Source organism: Synechococcus sp. H55.2 (assembly GCF_047462495.1).
In the GTDB taxonomy this organism is placed as follows: domain Bacteria; phylum Cyanobacteriota; class Cyanobacteriia; order Thermostichales; family Thermostichaceae; genus Thermostichus.
The window spans coordinates 1-17798 of record NZ_JANSJH010000054.1; the positions used below are offsets into that span (position 1 = coordinate 1).

General features: G+C 62.9%; 18 protein-coding genes. 16 read left to right on the forward strand and 2 right to left on the reverse strand.

Features of this window, described 5'->3' with window-relative positions; genetic code table 11:
• From gyrA to NW844_RS07835, 3 genes are all read left to right on the forward strand, one after another.
• Positions 1 to 2310, forward strand: a 2310-nt coding sequence (gene gyrA / locus NW844_RS07825) for a DNA gyrase subunit A (RefSeq protein ID WP_414334830.1), incomplete at its 5' end; no start/stop codon positions are given.
• Positions 2311 to 2548: 238 nt separating this feature from the next.
• On the forward strand, positions 2549 to 2875 hold the full coding sequence (locus tag NW844_RS07830) for a DUF760 domain-containing protein (protein WP_414334831.1): 327 nt from the start codon (positions 2549 to 2551) through the stop codon (positions 2873 to 2875).
• Between the two features lie 63 nt (positions 2876 to 2938).
• A complete protein-coding gene (locus NW844_RS07835; RefSeq protein WP_414334832.1) occupies positions 2939 to 4939 on the forward strand; it encodes a hypothetical protein in 2001 nt (666 codons plus the stop codon).
• Here the strand turns inward: NW844_RS07835 and NW844_RS07840 are convergent.
• Both NW844_RS07840 and NW844_RS07845 read right to left on the reverse strand, forming a co-directional pair.
• Complete coding sequence (locus tag NW844_RS07840) at positions 4936 to 5943, reverse strand: carboxypeptidase-like regulatory domain-containing protein (protein ID WP_414334833.1); 1008 nt, start codon at positions 5941 to 5943, stop codon at positions 4936 to 4938. The genes NW844_RS07835 and NW844_RS07840 overlap by 4 nt on opposite strands.
• Positions 5944 to 6001: 58 nt before the next feature.
• Positions 6002 to 7984: a carboxypeptidase regulatory-like domain-containing protein gene (locus NW844_RS07845; protein ID WP_414334834.1), complete on the reverse strand. Its 1983-nt coding sequence runs from the start codon at positions 7982 to 7984 to the stop codon at positions 6002 to 6004.
• A 146-nt stretch (positions 7985 to 8130) separates the two neighbouring features.
• Here NW844_RS07845 and rpmJ point away from each other — a divergent pair, with 146 nt between their 5' ends.
• The 13 genes from rpmJ (at position 8131) to NW844_RS07910 (ending at position 17797) form a co-directional block, all read left to right on the forward strand.
• Complete coding sequence (gene rpmJ, locus NW844_RS07850) at positions 8131 to 8247, forward strand: 50S ribosomal protein L36 (RefSeq protein WP_011433187.1); 117 nt, start codon at positions 8131 to 8133, stop codon at positions 8245 to 8247.
• Positions 8248 to 8480: 233 nt separating this feature from the next.
• Positions 8481 to 8864 carry a 30S ribosomal protein S13 gene (gene rpsM / locus NW844_RS07855; protein ID WP_414334835.1) on the forward strand — a complete coding sequence of 128 codons (384 nt, stop codon included), beginning with the start codon at positions 8481 to 8483 and terminating at the stop codon, positions 8862 to 8864.
• A gap of 63 nt (positions 8865 to 8927) precedes the next feature.
• On the forward strand, positions 8928 to 9314 hold the full coding sequence (gene rpsK, locus NW844_RS07860) for a 30S ribosomal protein S11 (protein WP_414334836.1): 387 nt from the start codon (positions 8928 to 8930) through the stop codon (positions 9312 to 9314).
• A 144-nt stretch (positions 9315 to 9458) separates the two neighbouring features.
• Positions 9459 to 10463, forward strand: a complete 1005-nt coding sequence (locus NW844_RS07865) for a DNA-directed RNA polymerase subunit alpha (RefSeq protein ID WP_414334837.1) — start codon at positions 9459 to 9461, stop codon at positions 10461 to 10463.
• Positions 10464 to 10554: 91 nt separating this feature from the next.
• Complete coding sequence (gene rplQ, locus NW844_RS07870) at positions 10555 to 10905, forward strand: 50S ribosomal protein L17 (protein ID WP_414334838.1); 351 nt, start codon at positions 10555 to 10557, stop codon at positions 10903 to 10905.
• A gap of 9 nt (positions 10906 to 10914) precedes the next feature.
• Positions 10915 to 11757, forward strand: coding sequence for a tRNA pseudouridine(38-40) synthase TruA (gene truA, locus NW844_RS07875; protein WP_414334839.1), 843 nt, complete (start codon positions 10915 to 10917; stop codon positions 11755 to 11757).
• A 44-nt stretch (positions 11758 to 11801) separates the two neighbouring features.
• Positions 11802 to 12257: a 50S ribosomal protein L13 gene (gene rplM, locus NW844_RS07880; protein ID WP_414334840.1), complete on the forward strand. Its 456-nt coding sequence runs from the start codon at positions 11802 to 11804 to the stop codon at positions 12255 to 12257.
• On the forward strand, positions 12254 to 12667 hold the full coding sequence (gene rpsI / locus NW844_RS07885; RefSeq protein ID WP_414334841.1) for a 30S ribosomal protein S9: 414 nt from the start codon (positions 12254 to 12256) through the stop codon (positions 12665 to 12667). The genes rplM and rpsI overlap by 4 nt, the downstream gene beginning before the upstream one ends.
• 77 nt (positions 12668 to 12744) lie before the next feature.
• Positions 12745 to 12969, forward strand: coding sequence for a 50S ribosomal protein L31 (rpmE, locus tag NW844_RS07890; protein WP_414334842.1), 225 nt, complete (start codon positions 12745 to 12747; stop codon positions 12967 to 12969).
• A 64-nt stretch (positions 12970 to 13033) separates the two neighbouring features.
• Entirely contained in the window at positions 13034 to 14116 is a 1083-nt protein-coding gene (prfA, locus tag NW844_RS07895) for a peptide chain release factor 1 (RefSeq protein ID WP_414334843.1), read from the forward strand.
• A 79-nt stretch (positions 14117 to 14195) separates the two neighbouring features.
• A complete protein-coding gene (acnB, locus tag NW844_RS07900) occupies positions 14196 to 16829 on the forward strand; it encodes a bifunctional aconitate hydratase 2/2-methylisocitrate dehydratase (protein ID WP_414334844.1) in 2634 nt (877 codons plus the stop codon).
• A 54-nt stretch (positions 16830 to 16883) separates the two neighbouring features.
• Positions 16884 to 17177, forward strand: coding sequence for a PepSY domain-containing protein (locus NW844_RS07905; RefSeq protein WP_414334845.1), 294 nt, complete (start codon positions 16884 to 16886; stop codon positions 17175 to 17177).
• Between the two features lie 179 nt (positions 17178 to 17356).
• Entirely contained in the window at positions 17357 to 17797 is a 441-nt protein-coding gene (locus NW844_RS07910) for an Hsp20/alpha crystallin family protein (protein WP_414334846.1), read from the forward strand.
• Position 17798 lies beyond the last annotated feature (1 nt).

Below are 17798 nucleotides of genomic sequence, written 5' to 3' on the forward strand. Positions count from 1 at the left end.
GGGGATCAGGCGGTTTACGATGCCCTGGTGCGCATGGCGCAGGACTTCTCCATGCGGGAGCGCCTGGTGGACGGGCACGGCAACTTCGGCTCCATCGACAACGACCCGCCGGCGGCCATGCGCTACACCGAGTGCCGCCTCACCGCCTTTGCCCAGGAAGCCCTGCTGCAGGATATCGACGCCAACACCGTCGACTTCATCGACAACTACGACGGATCCCAGCAAGAGCCGCTGGTGCTGCCGGCGCGGATCCCGCAGTTGTTGTTGAACGGATCTTCCGGCATTGCCGTGGGCATGGCCACCAACATCCCCCCCCACAACCTGGGAGAGCTGGTGGACGGCCTGATTGCCCTCATCCACAACCCCAACCTGACCAGCCTGGAGTTGATGCAGTGGATCCCGGCCCCCGATTTCCCCACCGGCGGGCTGATCCTGGGCCAGGAGGGCATCCGCGAAGCCTATACCACCGGGCGCGGCTCCATCACCCTGCGGGGGGTGGCCACCATCGAGACCATTGAGCAGCGGGGCCGACCGGCGCGGGACGCCATCATCATCACCGAGCTGCCCTACCAGACCAACAAGGCAGCCATGATTGAAAAAATTGCCGAGCTGGTCAACGACAAAAAACTGGAAGGCATTGCCGACATTCGCGACGAGAGCGACCGCAGCGGCATGCGGGTGGTGATCGAGCTGAAGCGGGATGCCCAGCCCCAGGTGGTGCTCAACAACCTCTACAAGCAGACCCCCCTGCAGTCTAGTTTCGGGGTCAACATGCTGGCCATCCTCAACGGCGAGCCGCGCACCCTGACCCTGCGGGACGCGCTGCAGGCTTTCTTGGATTTCCGGGAGGCGGTGATCGAGCGGCGCACCCGCTATGAGCTACAAAAGGCGGAGGAGCGGGATCACCTGTTGCAGGGGTACCTGGTGGCTTTGGGGCAGTTGGATCGGGTGATCGCCCTCATCCGCGGAGCCGCCGATACCGCCGCCGCCCGATCCGAATTACAAGCAACATTGGGCCTGAGCGAAGCGCAAGCCGACGGGATCTTGCAAATGCAACTGCGCCGCCTCACCGCCCTGGAAGCGGAGAAAATCCAGGCCGAACACGAAGACTTGGTGAGGCAAATTGCCGATTTGCGGGATATTTTGGCCCGTCGGGAGCGGGTGATGCAGATCATCAGCGAAGAGCTGCAGCAGCTCAAGGCCCGCTTTGCCAGCCCGCGCCGCTCCCGCCTCTGTCTGGAAGACTGTGAGCTGCAGACAGCCGATCTGATCGAGAACCGCGAGACGGTCATCTTTCTCACGGAGCAGGGCTACATCAAGCGCATGGACATCAAAGAATTTCAGGTGCAGGGGCGGGCCACCCGCGGCAAGGCCGGCACCCGTATCAAAGACGACGATGCCATCGAGCAATTTTTTGCCTGTCGCAGCCACGACACCATCCTCTTTTTCACAGATCGGGGGATGGTCTATACCCTGCCTGCCTACGAGATCCCGCAGGGAAGCCGCACCGCCCGCGGCAGCGCCATCGTCCAGTTGCTGCCCCTGAGCCGGGAAGAGCGGGTTACCTCGATGGTGCCCGTGAGCAAGTTCAGCGACGACGAATATCTGGTGATGCTGACCCAGGGGGGCTACATCAAAAAAACGGCCCTCAGCGCCTTTGCCAATGTGCGTTCCAACGGCCTAATTGCCATTTCTCTGGAGGAAAACGATGAGCTGCGCTGGGTGCGCCGCGCCCGCTCCAGCGACGATGTAGTGATGGCAACCCGCCAAGGCATGTCCATTCGCTTCCGGGCAGATGACGAGCAACTGCGTCCCCTAGGGCGGCCTGCTCGCGGCGTGCGGGCCATCACCCTCAACCCCGGTGACGACATCGTCAGTATGGACATTATTTTCGCCGAGTCGGTGATGGCTGCTGAGCGAGAGGGGGAGGGGCTGGCCAACCCCTGGGTATTGGTGATCACCAAAGAAGGGCGGGGCAAGCGCTCGGCCATCGACCACTTCCGTCAGCAAAACCGGGGTGGCAAGGGGGTGATCGCCACCAAGTTCCGCCAGGAGTCGGATGAATTGGCTGCCCTGCGCATCGTCAATGCCGAGGACGAGATCCTGTTGGTAACTGCCAGAGGCATTGTTATGCGCCAGTTGGCCAAGGCCATCCCCACTCAGTCTCGTGAGGCAACAGGGGTGCTGGTGCAGCGCTTGGATCCCGAAGACAGCATTGTAGCGGTGACGGTGGTGCCGGCCTCTTTTGTCGGGGATCCCACTGAAGTCGAGGAAGAGCCCGCGGGCGAAACCTCGGAAGACAGCCGTTGATCCTGAGGCCCCAGCTTCAGCTCTGGATCCCAGGTGCGGTATTTGCCACGGCAGAGGGGTAGGATCCCGTACCGAGAGGGGTGAGGATTGGGTGTTAGCGTTGACATAGCCCAAAGCGGCCAACTGCGAAGGCCTGAGGGATCAGGCCGGGCTTCCGAGTTGGGCTGGATCTGCTGTGTTTGGGGAGCTTGGTGACTCCATGTCGAGCCCATTAAATTTCATCCCTGGTTTTGAGGCTATGCAAACTCCGAGCCCCGACAACCGGCTCTGGCAGTATCTGCAAGCTCAGGATCCCAGCATTTTTCAGGATATTGCCCGCAATTCTTCCCCTGAAGTGCTGGAGATCTTGGGCCACAACATCCGCAGCTTGGTGGGGAGCTTGCCCTCCGATCAATTTGGGGTGCAGATCATCACCAACCGCGAGAGCTTGGCGAAAATGCTCTCCGGCGCGATGATGGGCGGCTATTTTCTGCGGGTGATGGAGCAGCGTCTGGCCCTGGAGCAATCCTTGGGCAGCCCGTCCGCTCCTGACACTTCTCCTCATTCGGAGAGCGGCCATTCTTAGCCGCCCAGGCATAACTTCCTGCGGCATGGCGCTAGAGTGGAGCTGTCGGGCTGGGCCAGGAGCATGCAATTTCTCGTCGCTCTTTTGTTAGCACTGGCGTGGCTGTTTGCCCCCAGCCCGGTTCAAGCCCAAGGGGTTGCTTGCCCCTACGCCACCTTGCGCCTGGAGTCCAGGCTGGCGGTGGATGCCAAGCAAGTCTGCGAGGCGGCTGCCCCCTGGGCAGCGAAAGGTTTTCGGGTGCTGGTTTATCTCACCGATGCGCGGGATCCCTCGGAGCAGGCCTGGTTTGCCCGTTTGGATCGTGTGGAGGCAGAGGCCGGCCTGCGGGATCTGTCGCAAGTGGATTTTTACGACCGCAACGGCTTGACGGTAGCCGCCAGCACCGATACTTTCCCGCCCTGGGGGTTCAACATCACCTATGGCGAAACCCTCTACGGCACCCGCCTCGATACCGCCGACCACGAGTACCAACACCTCCGATCCCAGGTGCGCGAGCTGCTTGGCCAAGGGGATCCCTCGCAGGCGCTGGTGGTCGGGCTGCAGCAGAGCTATCGGCTGGCCTATCCGCCTCCGCCTTCCCCCTGGCCGCTGCTGGGAGTGGGGGCCGGTGCCGCAGCGGTGATCGGCGGCACGATCTCCTGGCGCAGGCAGCGGCGCCGCCGGCAGTTGCAAAACCAGATCCAAGTCCTGCAAGCTCCGGTGGCCACTCTGCTCTTGGCCCTAGAGGGTCTCTTGCCCAGTGACAAGCCGGAGGAGACTATCTTCTACCGGCTTTATTTGATTTTGGGGGGGGAGCGCTACCCACAGTTGGGATCCCGCCTCCTCGAGACTTTGCAGGCCTGTCGGCAGGCTCTCACGCAGGCCTTTTGGGTGCAAGGGCAGCTCTCCAACCAAACTCCCACCACCCTCAGGGAGCTGGAGCAGCAGGTGGAAGCCTGGGAACGCCTCTACATCAGCCTGGTGGGCAGCCGTGAGCGCCTGCTCAACCTCAGCGAAGAGCAACTGCAAACTCTGCTCAACCCGGTGCAGTTTCTTCCCTCTAACCTGGCCGAGGAAGGGGGATCCCTGCTGCGGCAACTGGAAGACCTGCGCCAACAGTTGGAAGGTCGCCCCCTGAAAGTCGAGCTGCTGCGGGTGGATCCCAACCGCTTGGATGCCGATGGCATTCTCGGCCTGATCGAGCGGGTGCAACGGGAGCTGGATCGCCTGCAGAAGGCCCCTGCTCTGCTCTCCGCCAAGCTGGCTACTCTGGAAAACCGATTGCGCCAAGCCCCTGCGGGGATCCCGACCTCTCTCGGCTCTGGCTTGGCCGGGCTGTTGAACCAAGTGCGCTCCCTGCAGCAAAGGGGTTTGGATCTGGATGGGTTGGAGCTGGCCGAGGCCGGGATCCGCCTGCTGGATCTGCTGGCTCAACTGCAAACTTGGCAAAACCAGGGCTACCGCTTTCCCCGGCAGGCCGACGACCTGGCCCAACTGGCCTCAGCCCTGGGATCCCTGCCCGAGCTGCACAGCGCCATCGACAGCCTAGAAAACCACAGCCGCGCCTACGTCCAGCAACACCAAAAAAACCAGGCCGAGCTCAGCCGCCTGCAAACTCAGCTCCAAAGCCTCAAGCAGCGCCTACCCGACCTGGATCGCCGGGTGTATGGGGGCTTCTTCCGCCACCCGCCGCAGGAAGAGCGCAAAGCGCTGGAAGAAACGAGGCGGCTCCTCCTCTACATCAGCCAAGAGGGGATCCCGGCCATTCAGCGCTGGAACAGCCTCTCCGAGCAGAACTTCGATCAGGCCCAGCAAGAGATCGAGCGGGTTCAAGCCGCTCTGCAGCGCTGTGCAGACAGGCTGGATCGCCTGGAGCGATCCCTGTGGCAGGCGGAGCAAGAAGATGAGCGGCACAGCACCGTTACAGTCTTTACCTCGACTTCCTCTTGGGACAGGGACTTTGGCCGCTCTTCGGGCACGGGATCCTGGGGCGGCTCTTCTGGTTCTTCCGGCTCCTCCTCCCGCCATTCCTCCGGGGGCAGCTCTTCCCGCCACTCTTCGGGCGGCTCCTCCCGTCGTCGCTAGGGGGTGGGGATGACCAGCTCCACAGCCGTATCCAGGCGCGAGGGCGGGGGTGGGGCCTCGCCTGGAGCCAGTTCCAGGTAGGGGGCCAGGGGGTGATTTTCTTTCCAGCGGGATCCGATTTCGCCGGCCATTTGGGTGACCTGGATTTGATAGAGCTGCGCCAGCTCAGCGGCGTTGAGGTTGCCCCGCTCCACCTGATCGCGGCTGGCTTCTGCCAGAACCTCCGCCATGAGGTTGCCCTGCTCGTCAAACCGCCACAGCTCCAGGCGGCTGCGGGAGCGCAGACTCACCTCCGTCGGCGAGGCCGGGCGGGTGAGGACATCGACGCGGGCGATGACAATGGCCTCCAGGCCCAGGTAATCGAAAAACTGGCTCACCGCTTCCGGCTTGCGGCGATCCCACTCAAACAGCTCGTAGACCGGCCAGCCCACCTGGCGCAAAAGGGGCTGAATGCGGCGGTTGTCCAGGGGCACCACCTTCTCGCTGTTGGGGATCAGGCCCAGGCGCACCGCTTCGATGGCCAGGCGCTGGCCCAAAAGCTGGGTATGTTCCAGCCCTCCTACCCCCAAAATGCCGAGGCGACGCCGGGGTTGGGGCCGGATGGGCACCTGCAAAACCACATCCACAGGGGTGGTCAGGCCCGCCTGCAGCAGGATCTCGTGCTCCGCCTTTTCGTAGTCGGGGTGCCATACGGTCAACATCCAACGTCCGGCAGGAGCCTGGTCGAGCTCAAACGCCCCCTGCTCGTCCGTCTGGACGGGCTCCAAGCCCTCCAACTGCACCTGCGCCCCGGCCACCGGCTGCCCCAGGCTGTTGCTCACCTGCCCCACCAGCCGTGCCTGGGATCCCACCTGGTCTCGATGGGGAAACAGCGGTGTGAAGTGGGGAATGGGGGTGACCGGCGCCTGGGCCAGCGCTCCTGGAGTCAGGGCCAGCCAGCCGCAGAGACCTAGGCTGCCTAAGCTAACCTTGCGCCGCAGCGCAGTGAGGGAGAAAAGAGGCATGGCGACATCTGCTAATCGCAGTGGGTTCTGGAGAGACAAAATCCTGCTGCAGGGATCCTCACCCAGAAAAGGGATTGTTGGCCTGCCATTGTTGGATAAAGACGGGCACCATGTTGCGCACCTGCAGCCGAAACAGGCCCGCTGCCGCATCTTCAAACAGCGGATCCCCGCCCACATCATCCCGCCCATAGGCCTCATAGTAGCGAGCCCGATCCCCCGGCCGATCCCGCTGCAAGTCCACCACCACCACCAGGCCGCGGCTGCGCAACTGGTTGGGGGTGAAATTGGGAATTTCCACCGGCACAGCCGGGGCCAGGAAGCGCAGGGCCGTATTCAGCAGCGAGCTGCCCTGGCGGTTGTAGTCCCGCGAAATCTGCAGTTGGGTCAAGAGAATGTAGCGCAAGCCAAGGGCGTCGCCGATGGCCTTCAGCTTGGCCAAGTCGGCGGTGTAGCGCTCATCCCGATCCAACAGAGTGAGGCCCTGGATGAGGGGCAAAAGCGGCTCAAAGCGGGGATCCGGCCCCAAAGGCCCGTTCAAAAGCAGCACCGGTCGCTGCGGCTGCAACTCCTTCAGGGCCAGGCTGAGGTGGCGGGCCAGCTCATCCGAGTAAACCGGCTCATCCGGCAAAAGGCCAATGCCCTCCGGCTGGCGGGCCGGCTGCCCCGGCGGCAGGCGAATATCTTGGGTGGATACAAAACCGGCCCGCACCTCCACCTGGGTGCTGGTGGGCGGAAACCCCGGCACCTCCACATCCACCAGGTACAGCCCCGCCGGCAACTCCGGCAATACATAGGTGCCGTCGGCAGCGATGCGAACCGTCTGCGGGGGCTGCGTGGAGGTGGCGGCCAGGCGCAAAACCCCCGTCTGGACGGGTTGGCCGGCAATATCCAGCACCCGCCCCGTCACCACGCCGCGGTTGCCGGAAGAGGGGATCCCATTCTGCTGGCTTGCCCCCCCATTCCAGGGCTCCGCCCGTCCGTCGCCAACTTGAGCCTGAATATCCACCAGACGGCGCAAAGCCGGGATCCCTGCCGCCACCACCCACAGATCCCGCTCCCCCAGCCTCACCAAACCCGTGGGTTGTCCCTCCAGCCGCAGCGAGGCGGCCAATCGCCCCACCTCCAGATCCACCACCTGCAGACGGTCGCTGTTGCGGGAGGTCACGTAGGCCCAGCGGCCATCGGCGGAAAGGGCCAGCCGTGTCGGTCGCCAATCCAGGCCAATCCGCTGCAGGGCCTCGCCGCTGCGGCCCAGATCCAGCACCGTCAGATCCTGGCTGCCCGAGTTGAGCACCACCAGGCGTTGCCGTTGGGCATCCAGAGCCATCGCTTCTGGAGTGTTGCCGCCGCGCCAGCGAGCCAACAGCTCGCCATTGTCGGGGTTGACCACCAGCAGGCTGAGGGGATCCTCGCCGGCCAGGCCCACAAACAGGGCTCCCCGCTCTGGGTCATAGGCCAAAGCCAAGGGTGGCCCCGGCAGCGGCAAGTTGCGGGCCTGCGGAGGCTCCGATCCATTCCGTTGGCGGTTGGGAGCGGGGATCACCGCCAAACTTTGGGCGGCGGGCATGGAGGCGAAAACTCGCCCCCCGGCCGCATCCACGGCCATATCCAAAACCCCCGCCGGCAGCCCGTAGGCCTGCAGCAGCTCCCCCGTCAGCAAATCAAGGGCCACCACCCCAGGAGCATTGGGGCCGGAGGCATAGACCACCTGCTGCACCGCATCCACCCGCACCACGCCGGGGGCAAAGCCCACCGCCACCTGCCACAGGGGATCCCCGCTCGCCCCATCCAGCAGCGTCACTGCCTGCGCTTCCAACAGTCCCACCGCCAGCCAGCCCCGCTCCGGCACCGCATCGAGGCGATCGGCAGAGCTGGGCAAGGGCAAAAGCCAATCCCCCTCCCCCCTCTGCCCGTTTTCCGCCGCCGAGAGGTTCCCCCCAGAAGCGGGAGAGCCTGTTTCAGGCGAAGGGATCCCCTGCCCCAACACCGGGGAGCCCAGCCCCAGCACACCGCCCAGCACGACCAGCCACTGCCACTGCATTGCCCTTCTCCACCCCAGAGCCGCGCCTGCTTGGACCCAGCATAGCCAACCTGCCTGTTCGCTTGCCCTCGGAAGCCCAAACACATTTTGACAGGCTGCCCAGACGAACTTAGAATGGATATTCGCTGGTTTTAGCAGGATCAACCATGAAGGTGCGGCCCTCCGTCCGTCGGATCTGTGAAAAGTGCCGAGTTATCCGCCGCCATGGGCGGGTGATGGTGATTTGCTCTTCTAACCCGAAGCACAAGCAGCGGCAGGGATAAGGGCACGACGGCGGCTGTGTCCAGGAGCGCAGCAGAAGACAAAGACAGTGGAGCCTAGCACAACGGAGCAGAGCCCTGGGCGGCGGTGAGAGCATGGATCCCACGTTTGGCCTTGCTGTGGCACATTCCCCACTTTGGCGATCCCAATCTTAGCAGCCGGCAGGCAACTCAGTTCTTTTGGGCAAGTTTGTTCGAGTTAGTTTGATTGGTCGGATTATAAGGCATCCCAGACTATGGCACGGATTGCGGGAGTTGACATCCCTCGAGAAAAGCGAGTTGAGATCGCCCTCACCTACATTTATGGCATTGGGCTAACCCGCTCGCGTCAAATTTTGGCGAAAACCGGCATTAACCCGGATACTCGTACCCGTGACCTCAGCGACGCCGAGGTGGCCGCCCTACGGACGGTGGTGGAGGGCGAGTACCAGGTGGAAGGGGATCTGCGCCGCCAAGAGGCGATGAACATCAAGCGGCTGATCGACATCGGCACCTATCGAGGCCGCCGCCATCGCCTGGGTCTGCCCGTACGCGGCCAGCGCACCCGCACCAACGCCCGCACCCGCAAGGGGGTGAGGAAAACGGTTGCCGGCAAGAAGAAAGCTCCTGCCAAGAAATAAGACCCTTCGACCATTCCAATCCCAAACAGTTGTCAAACAGTTGATTGCAAGGACGCATGGATCATGGCTCGGCAGCAACGGCGCGGACGTAAAGTCAAAAAGAACGTTCCTAACGGAGTGGCCTATATTCAGTCCACCTTCAACAACACCATCGTCACCATCACCGATCCCAACGGCGATGTAGTGTCTTGGGCTTCGGCAGGTTCTACCGGCTTCAAAGGCGCCAAAAAAGGCACCCCCTTCGCCGCCCAAATGGCCGCAGAAAATGCAGCGCGGCAGGCGATGGAGAACGGCATGCGTCAGATCGAAGTGATGGTGAGCGGTCCAGGAGCCGGCCGGGAAACCGCCATTCGCGCTCTGCAGGCAACGGGCCTGGAGATCACCCTCATTCGGGATGTTACCCCCATTCCCCACAACGGCTGCCGACCCCCCAAGCGGCGGCGTGTCTAAAGGATCCCGCCTTGAGGGCCGGGCGAGCGTCTGGGGGGTTTCTTCCAAGGCTACGCGCCGCGCCAGCGACCGGTTTGCCCGAGATGACCTCTGAAGTTTCATAAGTTCTCCAAGCGGATATCCAGCCAGACGGACGGGGCCATTATGATGATTCAAACCAGCCGAACCCTCCATGCTTTGAGCAGCAAAGCGAGCGCAAGCGCTGTTGCCTACCAGACCGAGTGCGTTGAATCCCATCAGGATGCCACCGGCGTTCACTACGGCAAATTTGCTCTGGGGCCGCTGGAGCGCGGCCAAGGGATCACCGTGGGCAACGCCCTGCGGCGGGTGTTGCTCTCCAATCTGGAAGGGACGGCAGTAACCGCTGTCCGCATCGCCGGCGTGAGCCACGAGTTCTCCACGGTGCCGGGAGTGCGGGAAGACGTGATGGAGATCCTGCTCAACATGAAGGAGCTGGTGCTGCGCTCCACGGCTCCTGACACGCAGGTGGGCCGTTTGGTGGCGCAAGGGCCGGGGGAAGTTACCGCCGAGAAGCTGCAATTGCCCAGCGAAGTGGAGGTGATCAACCCCCGCCACCACATTGCCACTTTGGCGGAAGGGGCGATTTTGGAAATGGAGTTTATGATTGGCCGGGGACATGGCTACCGCGCCGTCGATTACTCCGACAGCAAATCGACGGCCATCGATTTTCTGCAGATCGACTCCGTCTTCATGCCGGTGCGCAAGGTGAACTACACGGTGGAAGCAGCCCGGGTCGGCCAGTCCCTGGAAAAAGATCGTCTAATATTAGAGATCTGGACCAACGGCAGCCTCACTCCGCAAGAGGCCCTCAGTCAAGCGGCCCGCATTTTGGTGAGCTTGTTCTCGCCCCTGCAGGAGGTCAGCTTCGATGCGCCGGTAGCGCCTCAGCAAACCGAAGATAACCAAAAGAACCAGATCCCCATCGAGGAGCTGCAGCTATCGGTACGGGCCTACAACTGCCTGAAGCGAGCCCAGATCAATACGGTGGCGGATCTGTTGGTCTACACCGAGGAGGATCTGCTGGAGATCAAAAACTTCGGCCAGAAATCTGCCGAAGAGGTGATCCAGGCCCTCAAGAATCGCTTTGGCCTAACGCTGCCCCGCGCCCGCGAAAAGGGCAAGGCCTAGAGCCCCAAGCAACCCTCCAAGGTGCTTGGCGCCGCCGGCGTCACCGCAAAACTCAGTCAGGATCCCCGAAGAGCCCAGGATAGAGGTTACCATGCGTCACCGTCGTCGTACCCCCCACCTCAACAAGCCTGCCGACCAGCGCAAAGCCCTGCTGCGGGCGCTGACCACAGCTCTGCTGCGGGAAGGGCGGATCACCACCACCAAAGCCCGCGCCAAGGCCATTCGCGCCACCACCGAGAAAATGATCACCCTGGCCAAAGAGGGATCTTTGGCGGCGCGGCGGCAGGCCCTGGCCTACGTCTACGACAAGGAGCTGGTGCGCTCTCTGTTTGAGCAAGCGCCGGAGCGCTACCGCGATCGGGCCGGTGGCTACACCCGCATCCTGCGCACCGTGCGTCGGCGGGGGGACGGAGCGGAAATGGCGGTCATCGAGCTGGTGTGAAGGGATCCCATGCAAAGCCGTCGCATTGCCCTGAAAATTCAGTACCTCGGCAGCGGCTTTCGCGGCTGGCAGCGTCAAGCGGGCCACCGCACCGTACAGGGGGTGCTGGAGGAGGCGATTGCGTCGCGGGCCGGGCACCCGGTGGCCCTCTACGGGGCAGGGCGCACCGATACGGGGGTTCATGCCTCAGGCCAGGTGGCCCACTTCGACACCACCTCTGGCATCCCACCCACGGAGTGGGCGCGGGTGCTGAACGACTGTCTGCCGGAAGATGTGGTGGTACTGGCTTCCGCTCAGGTGCCTGACTTCTGGCATGCCCGCTTTTCGGCCCGCTGGCGCCGCTATCGCTACTTGATCCTGAACCGGGAGCTGCCGGATGTGTTCTGGCGCCTCTTTAGCTGGCAGGTGCGTTGGCCTTTGCAGGTGGAGCCGATGGCGGAGGCCCTCCACTCCCTGCTGGGCGAGCACAGCTTGGAAGCGTTCCGGCGGCGCGGATCCGACCGGCCCCACTCGCGGGTGCAGGTGCAGGAGGTGCTCTGCCGGCGGCTGGGGGATCTGGTGAGCATCGAGGTGCAGGCCAGCGGCTTCCTCTACCGGATGATGCGGCTGCTGGTGGGATCCCTGGAGGTGGTGGGCCGCGGCGAGCTCAGCCCGCAACAATTTGTCCACCTCTGGCAGCACAACGACTGGAGCCAGATGCGCACCCGCTACAGCGCCCCTCCGCAAGGGTTGTGTTTGCTGGATGTGGGCTACGCTGCGGATCCTTTTGGGCGGCAGTTTGCCCACTTGTTGCCCTTTTTGGGGCCCCCTGAAGCCCGCCATCTGGCTGTGGGTGTCCCTTCCTTGGTCTGAGCGTTTTCTTGTCCAATCCTGCAGTTCTGTCCTCCTTAGCTGCCATGAACAAAACTCCCCTTCCCACTCCCGAAACTGCGGCGCCCCGCTGGTACCTGGTGGATGCTGCCGACCAGCGGCTGGGGCGCCTGGCCGCGGCCGTGGCCACCCTCTTGCGGGGTAAGCACAAGCCCGACTTCACCCCCCATCTGGATACGGGGGACTATGTAATCGTGATCAATGCCGAAAAAGTGGTGGTCACCGGCAAAAAGCGCACCCAAAAGCTTTACCATCGCCACTCTGGCCGCCCTGGCGGCATGAAAGTCGAGACCTTTGCCCAACTGCAAGCTCGCCTGCCGGAGCGGGTGGTGGAAAAGGCGGTCAAGGGGATGTTGCCCCACACCCGTTTGGGCCGGCGGCAATTTACCAAGCTGAAGGTGTACGCCGGCCCCCACCACCCCCACGAGGCCCAGCAGCCGCAGGTGTATCCTGTTCACACGATCCCAGGAGCCAAAGCATGACGCAAGCAGCCAGCAGCCATCGAGCCGTTTATTGGGGAACCGGGCGCCGCAAAACCGCTGTTGCCCGCGTGCGCTTGGTGCCCGGCACCGGCAAGATCCTCATCAACGACAGGCCGGGAGACCAGTATCTGCAGTATCAAGAAGCGCTATTGGCCAACGTAAAAGCGCCGCTGGAGATCCTTGGTTTGGAGAACGCCTACGACATCCTGGTGCGAGCCCATGGGGGCGGCGTCCACGGCCAGGCCGATGCCATCAAGTTGGGGGTGGCACGCGCCCTCTGCGAGGTGGATCCGGCCAATCGCGGCCCCTTGAAGGTAGAGGGCTACCTAAAACGGGATCCGCGCGCCGTGGAACGGAAGAAATACGGCCTGCGCAAGGCCCGCAAGGCTCCCCAGTACTCGAAGCGCTAGGGATCCCCGCCATTGCTTTTTCAAGGTCGATGTTGGTAGACAAGGGTATAGAAACAAGCCCAGAGGAGGAGATTGCCATGCCCAAAAAAGGAATACACCCACAGTGGTATCCCGAAGCCAAAGTCATCTGCAACGGCGAAGTGGTGATGACGGTGGGATCCACCCAGCCGGAGCTGAAGGTCGACGTTTGGTCCGGCAACCATCCCTTTTTCACCGGCAGCCAGAAGATCATCGACAGCGAAGGACGGGTGGAGAAGTTCATGCGCAAGTACGGCATGGGCGGCAGCAAGAAAGCCAAGTAGCCGAGTTTCTGCACCAAGGTTCCCCATTTGGGCCCTGCTTAGACTTCTCGGTGAGGCTAGACCCATGGCTTCTGCTCAACTGATCGAGCAGCTTAAGAACGTCGAGGCCACTTTTCAGGAGCTGACGGTGCGCCTGGCCGATCCTGATGTGGCGACGGATCCGGCGGAGCTGCAGCGGATCGCCAAGGCCCGCTCCTCCCTGGAAGCCACCGTGCAGGCTTTTCACGATTGGCAGAAGCTGACTCGCGACCTGAAGCAGACGGAAGAGCTGCTGCGCGAGGCGGCCTCCGATCCGGAGCTGGAGGCGATGGCCAGGTCGGAACTCGAGCAACTGCGCGCCCGCCAAGAGCAACTGGAGCAACAGCTCACCCTGCTGCTGCTGCCCCGGGATCCCAACGACGAAAAAAACATCATGTTGGAGATCCGCGCCGGCACCGGGGGCGAGGAAGCGGCGCTGTGGGCGGCTGATTTGGCCCGCATGTACACCCGCTACGCCGAGAAGATGGGTTGGTCGGTGCGCCTGGCCAGCCTCTCGGAAGGAGAGATGGGGGGCTACAAAGAGGCCATCCTGGAAATCCGCGGCGACCAGGTCTATAGCAAGCTGAAGTTTGAGGCCGGCGTGCACCGGGTGCAGCGGGTGCCCGTGACAGAGGCGCAGGGGCGCGTCCACACCTCGACGGCCACGGTGGCGGTGATGCCGGAGGTGGACGAGGTGGAGGTGGTGATCGACCCCAAGGACATCGAGATCAAGACGGCGCGCTCCGGCGGGGCGGGCGGCCAAAACGTGAACAAGGTGGAAACGGCGGTGGATCTCCTCCACAAGCCCACCGGCATCCGCGTCTTCTGCACCGAGGAGCGATCCCAGTTGCAAAACCGGCAGCGGGCGATGCAGATTTTGCGGGCCAAGCTCTACGAGATGAAGCTGCAGGAGCAACAGGCCTCCATCAGCTCCGCCCGTCGCATGCAGGTGGGAACGGGATCCCGCTCGGAAAAAATTCGCACCTACAACTACAAGGACAACCGCGTCACCGACCACCGCCTCAACCAGAACTTCCTGCTCGAGCCGATTTTGGAAGGGGAGCTGGACGAGTTAATCCAAGCTTGTATCGGCCTATACCAAAAAGAGCTGCTGGCGGAGCTATCCTAAGCGCTGCTGGGATCCCTTCCTGCTGCCGACCTGGCGGTAGAATAAATACCCATGTCGAGTGACCCGAGGAATCCTCCCCATGCTGGCCGAGTACCGCCAACATGTTGCTGCCCGCGCGGATCAAGGGATCCCGCCGCTGCCCTTGAGCGCTGCCCAGACCAGCCAGGTGTGCGAGCTGCTCAAGGATCCCCCTGCCGGCGAGGAAGCTTTTTTGTTGCATCTGCTCACAGAGCGGGTGCCGCCGGGAGTGGATGAGGCGGCCTATGTGAAGGCGGGCTTTTTGGCGGCTGTGGCCAAGGAAGAAGCGCGCTCACCTCTGATTACCCCCCTGCGGGCGGTGGAGCTCTTGGGGACGATGCTGGGGGGCTATAACGTCCAGGTGCTGCTGGAGCTGCTGCAAGATGAACGACCGGAGATTGCCGCCGCGGCGGCCCGCGCCCTCAGCCACACGCTGCTGGTTTTCGATGCCTTCCACGACGTGCTGGAACTCAGCCAGGCCGGCAACGCCCGCGCCCGGCAGGTGCTGCAGTCCTGGGCTGAAGGAGAGTGGTTCACTGCCAGGCCGCCCCTGGCCGAGGCCATCACCGTAACGGTGTTCAAAATTGCCGGCGAGATCAACACCGACGACCTCTCCCCCGCCGCCCACGCCACCACCCGCCCGGACATCCCCCTGCACGCCCAGAGCATGCTGGAGTCGCGCGCGCCGGGATCCCTGGCTGCTATTGCCGAGCTGAAGCGCCGCGGCTATCCGGTGGCCTTTGTGGGGGATGTGGTGGGCACGGGATCTTCCCGCAAGTCCGCCCTCAACTCCCTGCTCTGGCACATTGGCCACGACATTCCTTATGTGCCCAACAAGCGGGCCGGCGGGGTGATTCTGGGAGGCACGATCGCGCCTATCTTCTTCAACACCGCCGAAGATGCCGGCGCCCTGCCCATCCAGTGCGAGGTCTCGCGGCTGGAGACGGGCATGGTGGTCACCATCTATCCCTACGAAGGCGTCATCCGCTCTGAGGATGGCCAAGTCCTCTCCACCTTTTCCCTGCGGCCTGTGACCCTGCCGGACGAGGTGCGGGCGGGGGGCCGCATCCCCCTCTTGATTGGCCGGGCCCTCACCGACAAAACCCGCCAGGCCCTGGGGCTGGATCCCTCTCCCCTATTTATCCGTCCCACCCCGCCCGCCGACACCGGCAAAGGCTATACCCTGGCCCAGAAAATTGTCGGCAAAGCCTGTGGGCTGCCGGGGGTGCGCCCGGGCACCAGTTGTGAGCCGCTGATCACCACGGTGGGATCCCAGGACACCACCGGCCCCATGACCCGCGACGAGCTGAAGGAGCTGGCCTGCCTGGGGTTTAGTGCCGACCTGGTGCTGCAGAGCTTCTGCCACACCGCCGCCTATCCCAAGCCGGTGGACATCCAGATCCATAAAGAGCTGCCCGACTTTTTTGCCTCGCGGGGGGGCGTTGTCCTGCGGCCCGGCGACGGCATCATCCACTCCTGGCTCAACCGCATGCTGCTGCCGGATACCGTCGGCACCGGGGGCGACTCCCACACCCGCTTCCCCCTGGGCATCTCCTTCCCGGCGGGATCGGGGCTGGTGGCCTTTGCCGCCGCCATGGGGGTGATGCCCCTCAATATGCCGGAGTCGGTGCTGGTGCGCTTCCGGGGGGAATTGCAACCCGGGATCACCCTGCGGGACATCGTCCACGCCATCCCCTACGTGGCCATCCAGCGGGGGCTGCTCACCGTCGAGAAGCAGGGCAAGAAAAACGTCTTTGCCGGGCGAATTATGGAGATCGAGGGCCTGCCCCATCTCAAGGTGGAGCAAGCCTTCGAGTTTACCGACGCCTCGGCAGAGCGCAACTGCGCCGGCTGCACCATCAAGCTAAACGTCGAGACGGTCGCCGAGTACCTGCGCTCCAACGTGGTGCTGCTGAAAAACATGATCGCCCGCGGCTATCAGGATGCGAGAACTCTGCTGCGGCGCATCGCCAAGATGGAAGCCTGGCTGGCCAACCCCACCCTGATGGAGGCGGATCCCGACGCCGAATACGCTGCCGTGATCGAGATTGATCTCAGCAGCATCACCGAGCCGATCGTCTGTGCCCCCAACGATCCCGACAAGGTGATGACTCTAAGCGAAGTCCACGCCCAGCACGCGGCAGGCAACCCCGACACACCCATCCAAATTGACGAGGTGTTCATCGGCTCCTGCATGACCAACATCGGCCACTACCGGGCTGCCGCCAAGATCTTGGAAGGGCAAGGTCGGGCCAAGGTACGCCAATTTTGGATCTGCCCACCCACCCGCATGGACGAGGCGCAACTGCGCGCCGAAGGGGTGTACGGCACCTTTGCCGCTGTCGGCGCGAGGACGGAAATGCCGGGCTGCAGCTTGTGCATGGGCAACCAGGCCCGCGTGGCAGATGGGGCCACCGTCATGTCCACCTCCACCCGCAACTTCAACAACCGCATGGGCAAGGACGCGCGGGTCTATCTGGGATCCGCCGAGCTGGCGGCTGCCTGCGCCCTCCTGGGGCGGATCCCTACCCCTGAGGAATACCGGGAGATCGTTGCCACCAAGATCCAGCCCTTTGCCGGCGAGCTGTACCGCTACCTCAACTTCCACGAGATCCCCGGCTTTGAGGACGAAGGGCGGATCATCCCCCGCGAGCAAATGCCCAAGCTGGAGGAAGTCCTCGGGATCCGTTCCTAAAGGGGCCACCCTGATACCATGGCAGCATGGTTTGCTAGCCTTGGAGAAATCCTGATGGCCCTGTCCCGAAAACTCACCCGCCAGATCCACCGCGCCCTCGCTCCCATCCTGGCCCTGCCCTTGGTGGTGACGGTGGTGACGGGATCCCTCTACCAAATTGCCCGCCTCAACGACAACTTGGACTACTACTGGCTAATCCAAATCCACAAAGGGCAGTGGGGGCCGCTGGATCTGCAGGCCATCTACCCCTTCTTAAACGGCCTGGGGCTGTTGGTGATGGTGGCTACCGGCCTGAGTTTATGGTTGCAAACGAGATCCCATCGCCCGCCCCAGCGCAGCGATTCCTGAGAGCTTTCTCCTGATTCTTGGGTGAGAAAATACCCCAACCGATTTCCAGAAAACTCGACCTCTGGAGCCAGCCAGAAAGCTTATTTTAATGTACAGAGGCTAGGCTAAAGCCTTGTGAGTAAAGCTTAAAGAGAAGCTAACCAAAAGTTAACCAAAATCTGATCAGGAGGTGGATAGATATGGCTCTGGTTCGCTGGGATCCCTTTCGGGAAATTGACGAAATTCAACGGGAAATGAACCGGATGTTTGACCGGCTGATGACCCGTCCCGCCGAGACCGATGCCTTTGCCTTCGTGCCGGCGGTGGAAATGCACGACGATCCAGAGACCATTACCCTCAAGCTGGAGCTGCCCGGCTTGAACCCCAACGATCTGGACATCCAAGCGACGGCGGAAGCGGTCTCCATCAGCGGTGAGCGGCGCTTTGAAAAACGCTCCGAAGACAAAGGCGTAACCCGCACCGAGTTCCGCTACGGGCGCTTCCAACGGGTGATCCCGCTGCCCAACCGGATCAAGCACGATCAGGTGAAAGCGGAATACAAAGATGGCATCCTCACCCTGACTCTGCCCAAAGCGGACTCTGAAAAAGCCCAAGTGGTCAAAGTGAACGTTGTCTCCTAAT

What these genes read in the sequence shown, in the direction of transcription:
- acnB (WP_414334844.1), top strand. Translation starts at nt 14,196, where the DNA reads ATGCTGGCCGAGTACCGCCAACATGTTGCTGCCCGCGCGGATCAAGGG.
- NW844_RS07830 (WP_414334831.1), top strand. Translation starts at nt 2,549, where the DNA reads ATGCAAACTCCGAGCCCCGACAACCGGCTCTGGCAGTATCTGCAAGCT.
- prfA (WP_414334843.1), top strand. Translation starts at nt 13,034, where the DNA reads ATGGCTTCTGCTCAACTGATCGAGCAGCTTAAGAACGTCGAGGCCACT.
- rpmE (WP_414334842.1), top strand. Translation starts at nt 12,745, where the DNA reads ATGCCCAAAAAAGGAATACACCCACAGTGGTATCCCGAAGCCAAAGTC.
- NW844_RS07840 (WP_414334833.1), bottom strand. Translation starts at nt 5,943, where the DNA reads ATGCCTCTTTTCTCCCTCACTGCGCTGCGGCGCAAGGTTAGCTTAGGC.
- rpsI (WP_414334841.1), top strand. Translation starts at nt 12,254, where the DNA reads ATGACGCAAGCAGCCAGCAGCCATCGAGCCGTTTATTGGGGAACCGGG.
- rpsM (WP_414334835.1), top strand. Translation starts at nt 8,481, where the DNA reads ATGGCACGGATTGCGGGAGTTGACATCCCTCGAGAAAAGCGAGTTGAG.
- truA (WP_414334839.1), top strand. Translation starts at nt 10,915, where the DNA reads ATGCAAAGCCGTCGCATTGCCCTGAAAATTCAGTACCTCGGCAGCGGC.
- NW844_RS07835 (WP_414334832.1), top strand. Translation starts at nt 2,939, where the DNA reads ATGCAATTTCTCGTCGCTCTTTTGTTAGCACTGGCGTGGCTGTTTGCC.
- NW844_RS07865 (WP_414334837.1), top strand. Translation starts at nt 9,459, where the DNA reads ATGATGATTCAAACCAGCCGAACCCTCCATGCTTTGAGCAGCAAAGCG.
- NW844_RS07910 (WP_414334846.1), top strand. Translation starts at nt 17,357, where the DNA reads ATGGCTCTGGTTCGCTGGGATCCCTTTCGGGAAATTGACGAAATTCAA.
- NW844_RS07905 (WP_414334845.1), top strand. Translation starts at nt 16,884, where the DNA reads ATGGCCCTGTCCCGAAAACTCACCCGCCAGATCCACCGCGCCCTCGCT.
- rpmJ (WP_011433187.1), top strand. Translation starts at nt 8,131, where the DNA reads ATGAAGGTGCGGCCCTCCGTCCGTCGGATCTGTGAAAAGTGCCGAGTT.
- rplQ (WP_414334838.1), top strand. Translation starts at nt 10,555, where the DNA reads ATGCGTCACCGTCGTCGTACCCCCCACCTCAACAAGCCTGCCGACCAG.
- rplM (WP_414334840.1), top strand. Translation starts at nt 11,802, where the DNA reads ATGAACAAAACTCCCCTTCCCACTCCCGAAACTGCGGCGCCCCGCTGG.
- rpsK (WP_414334836.1), top strand. Translation starts at nt 8,928, where the DNA reads ATGGCTCGGCAGCAACGGCGCGGACGTAAAGTCAAAAAGAACGTTCCT.
- NW844_RS07845 (WP_414334834.1), bottom strand. Translation starts at nt 7,984, where the DNA reads ATGCAGTGGCAGTGGCTGGTCGTGCTGGGCGGTGTGCTGGGGCTGGGC.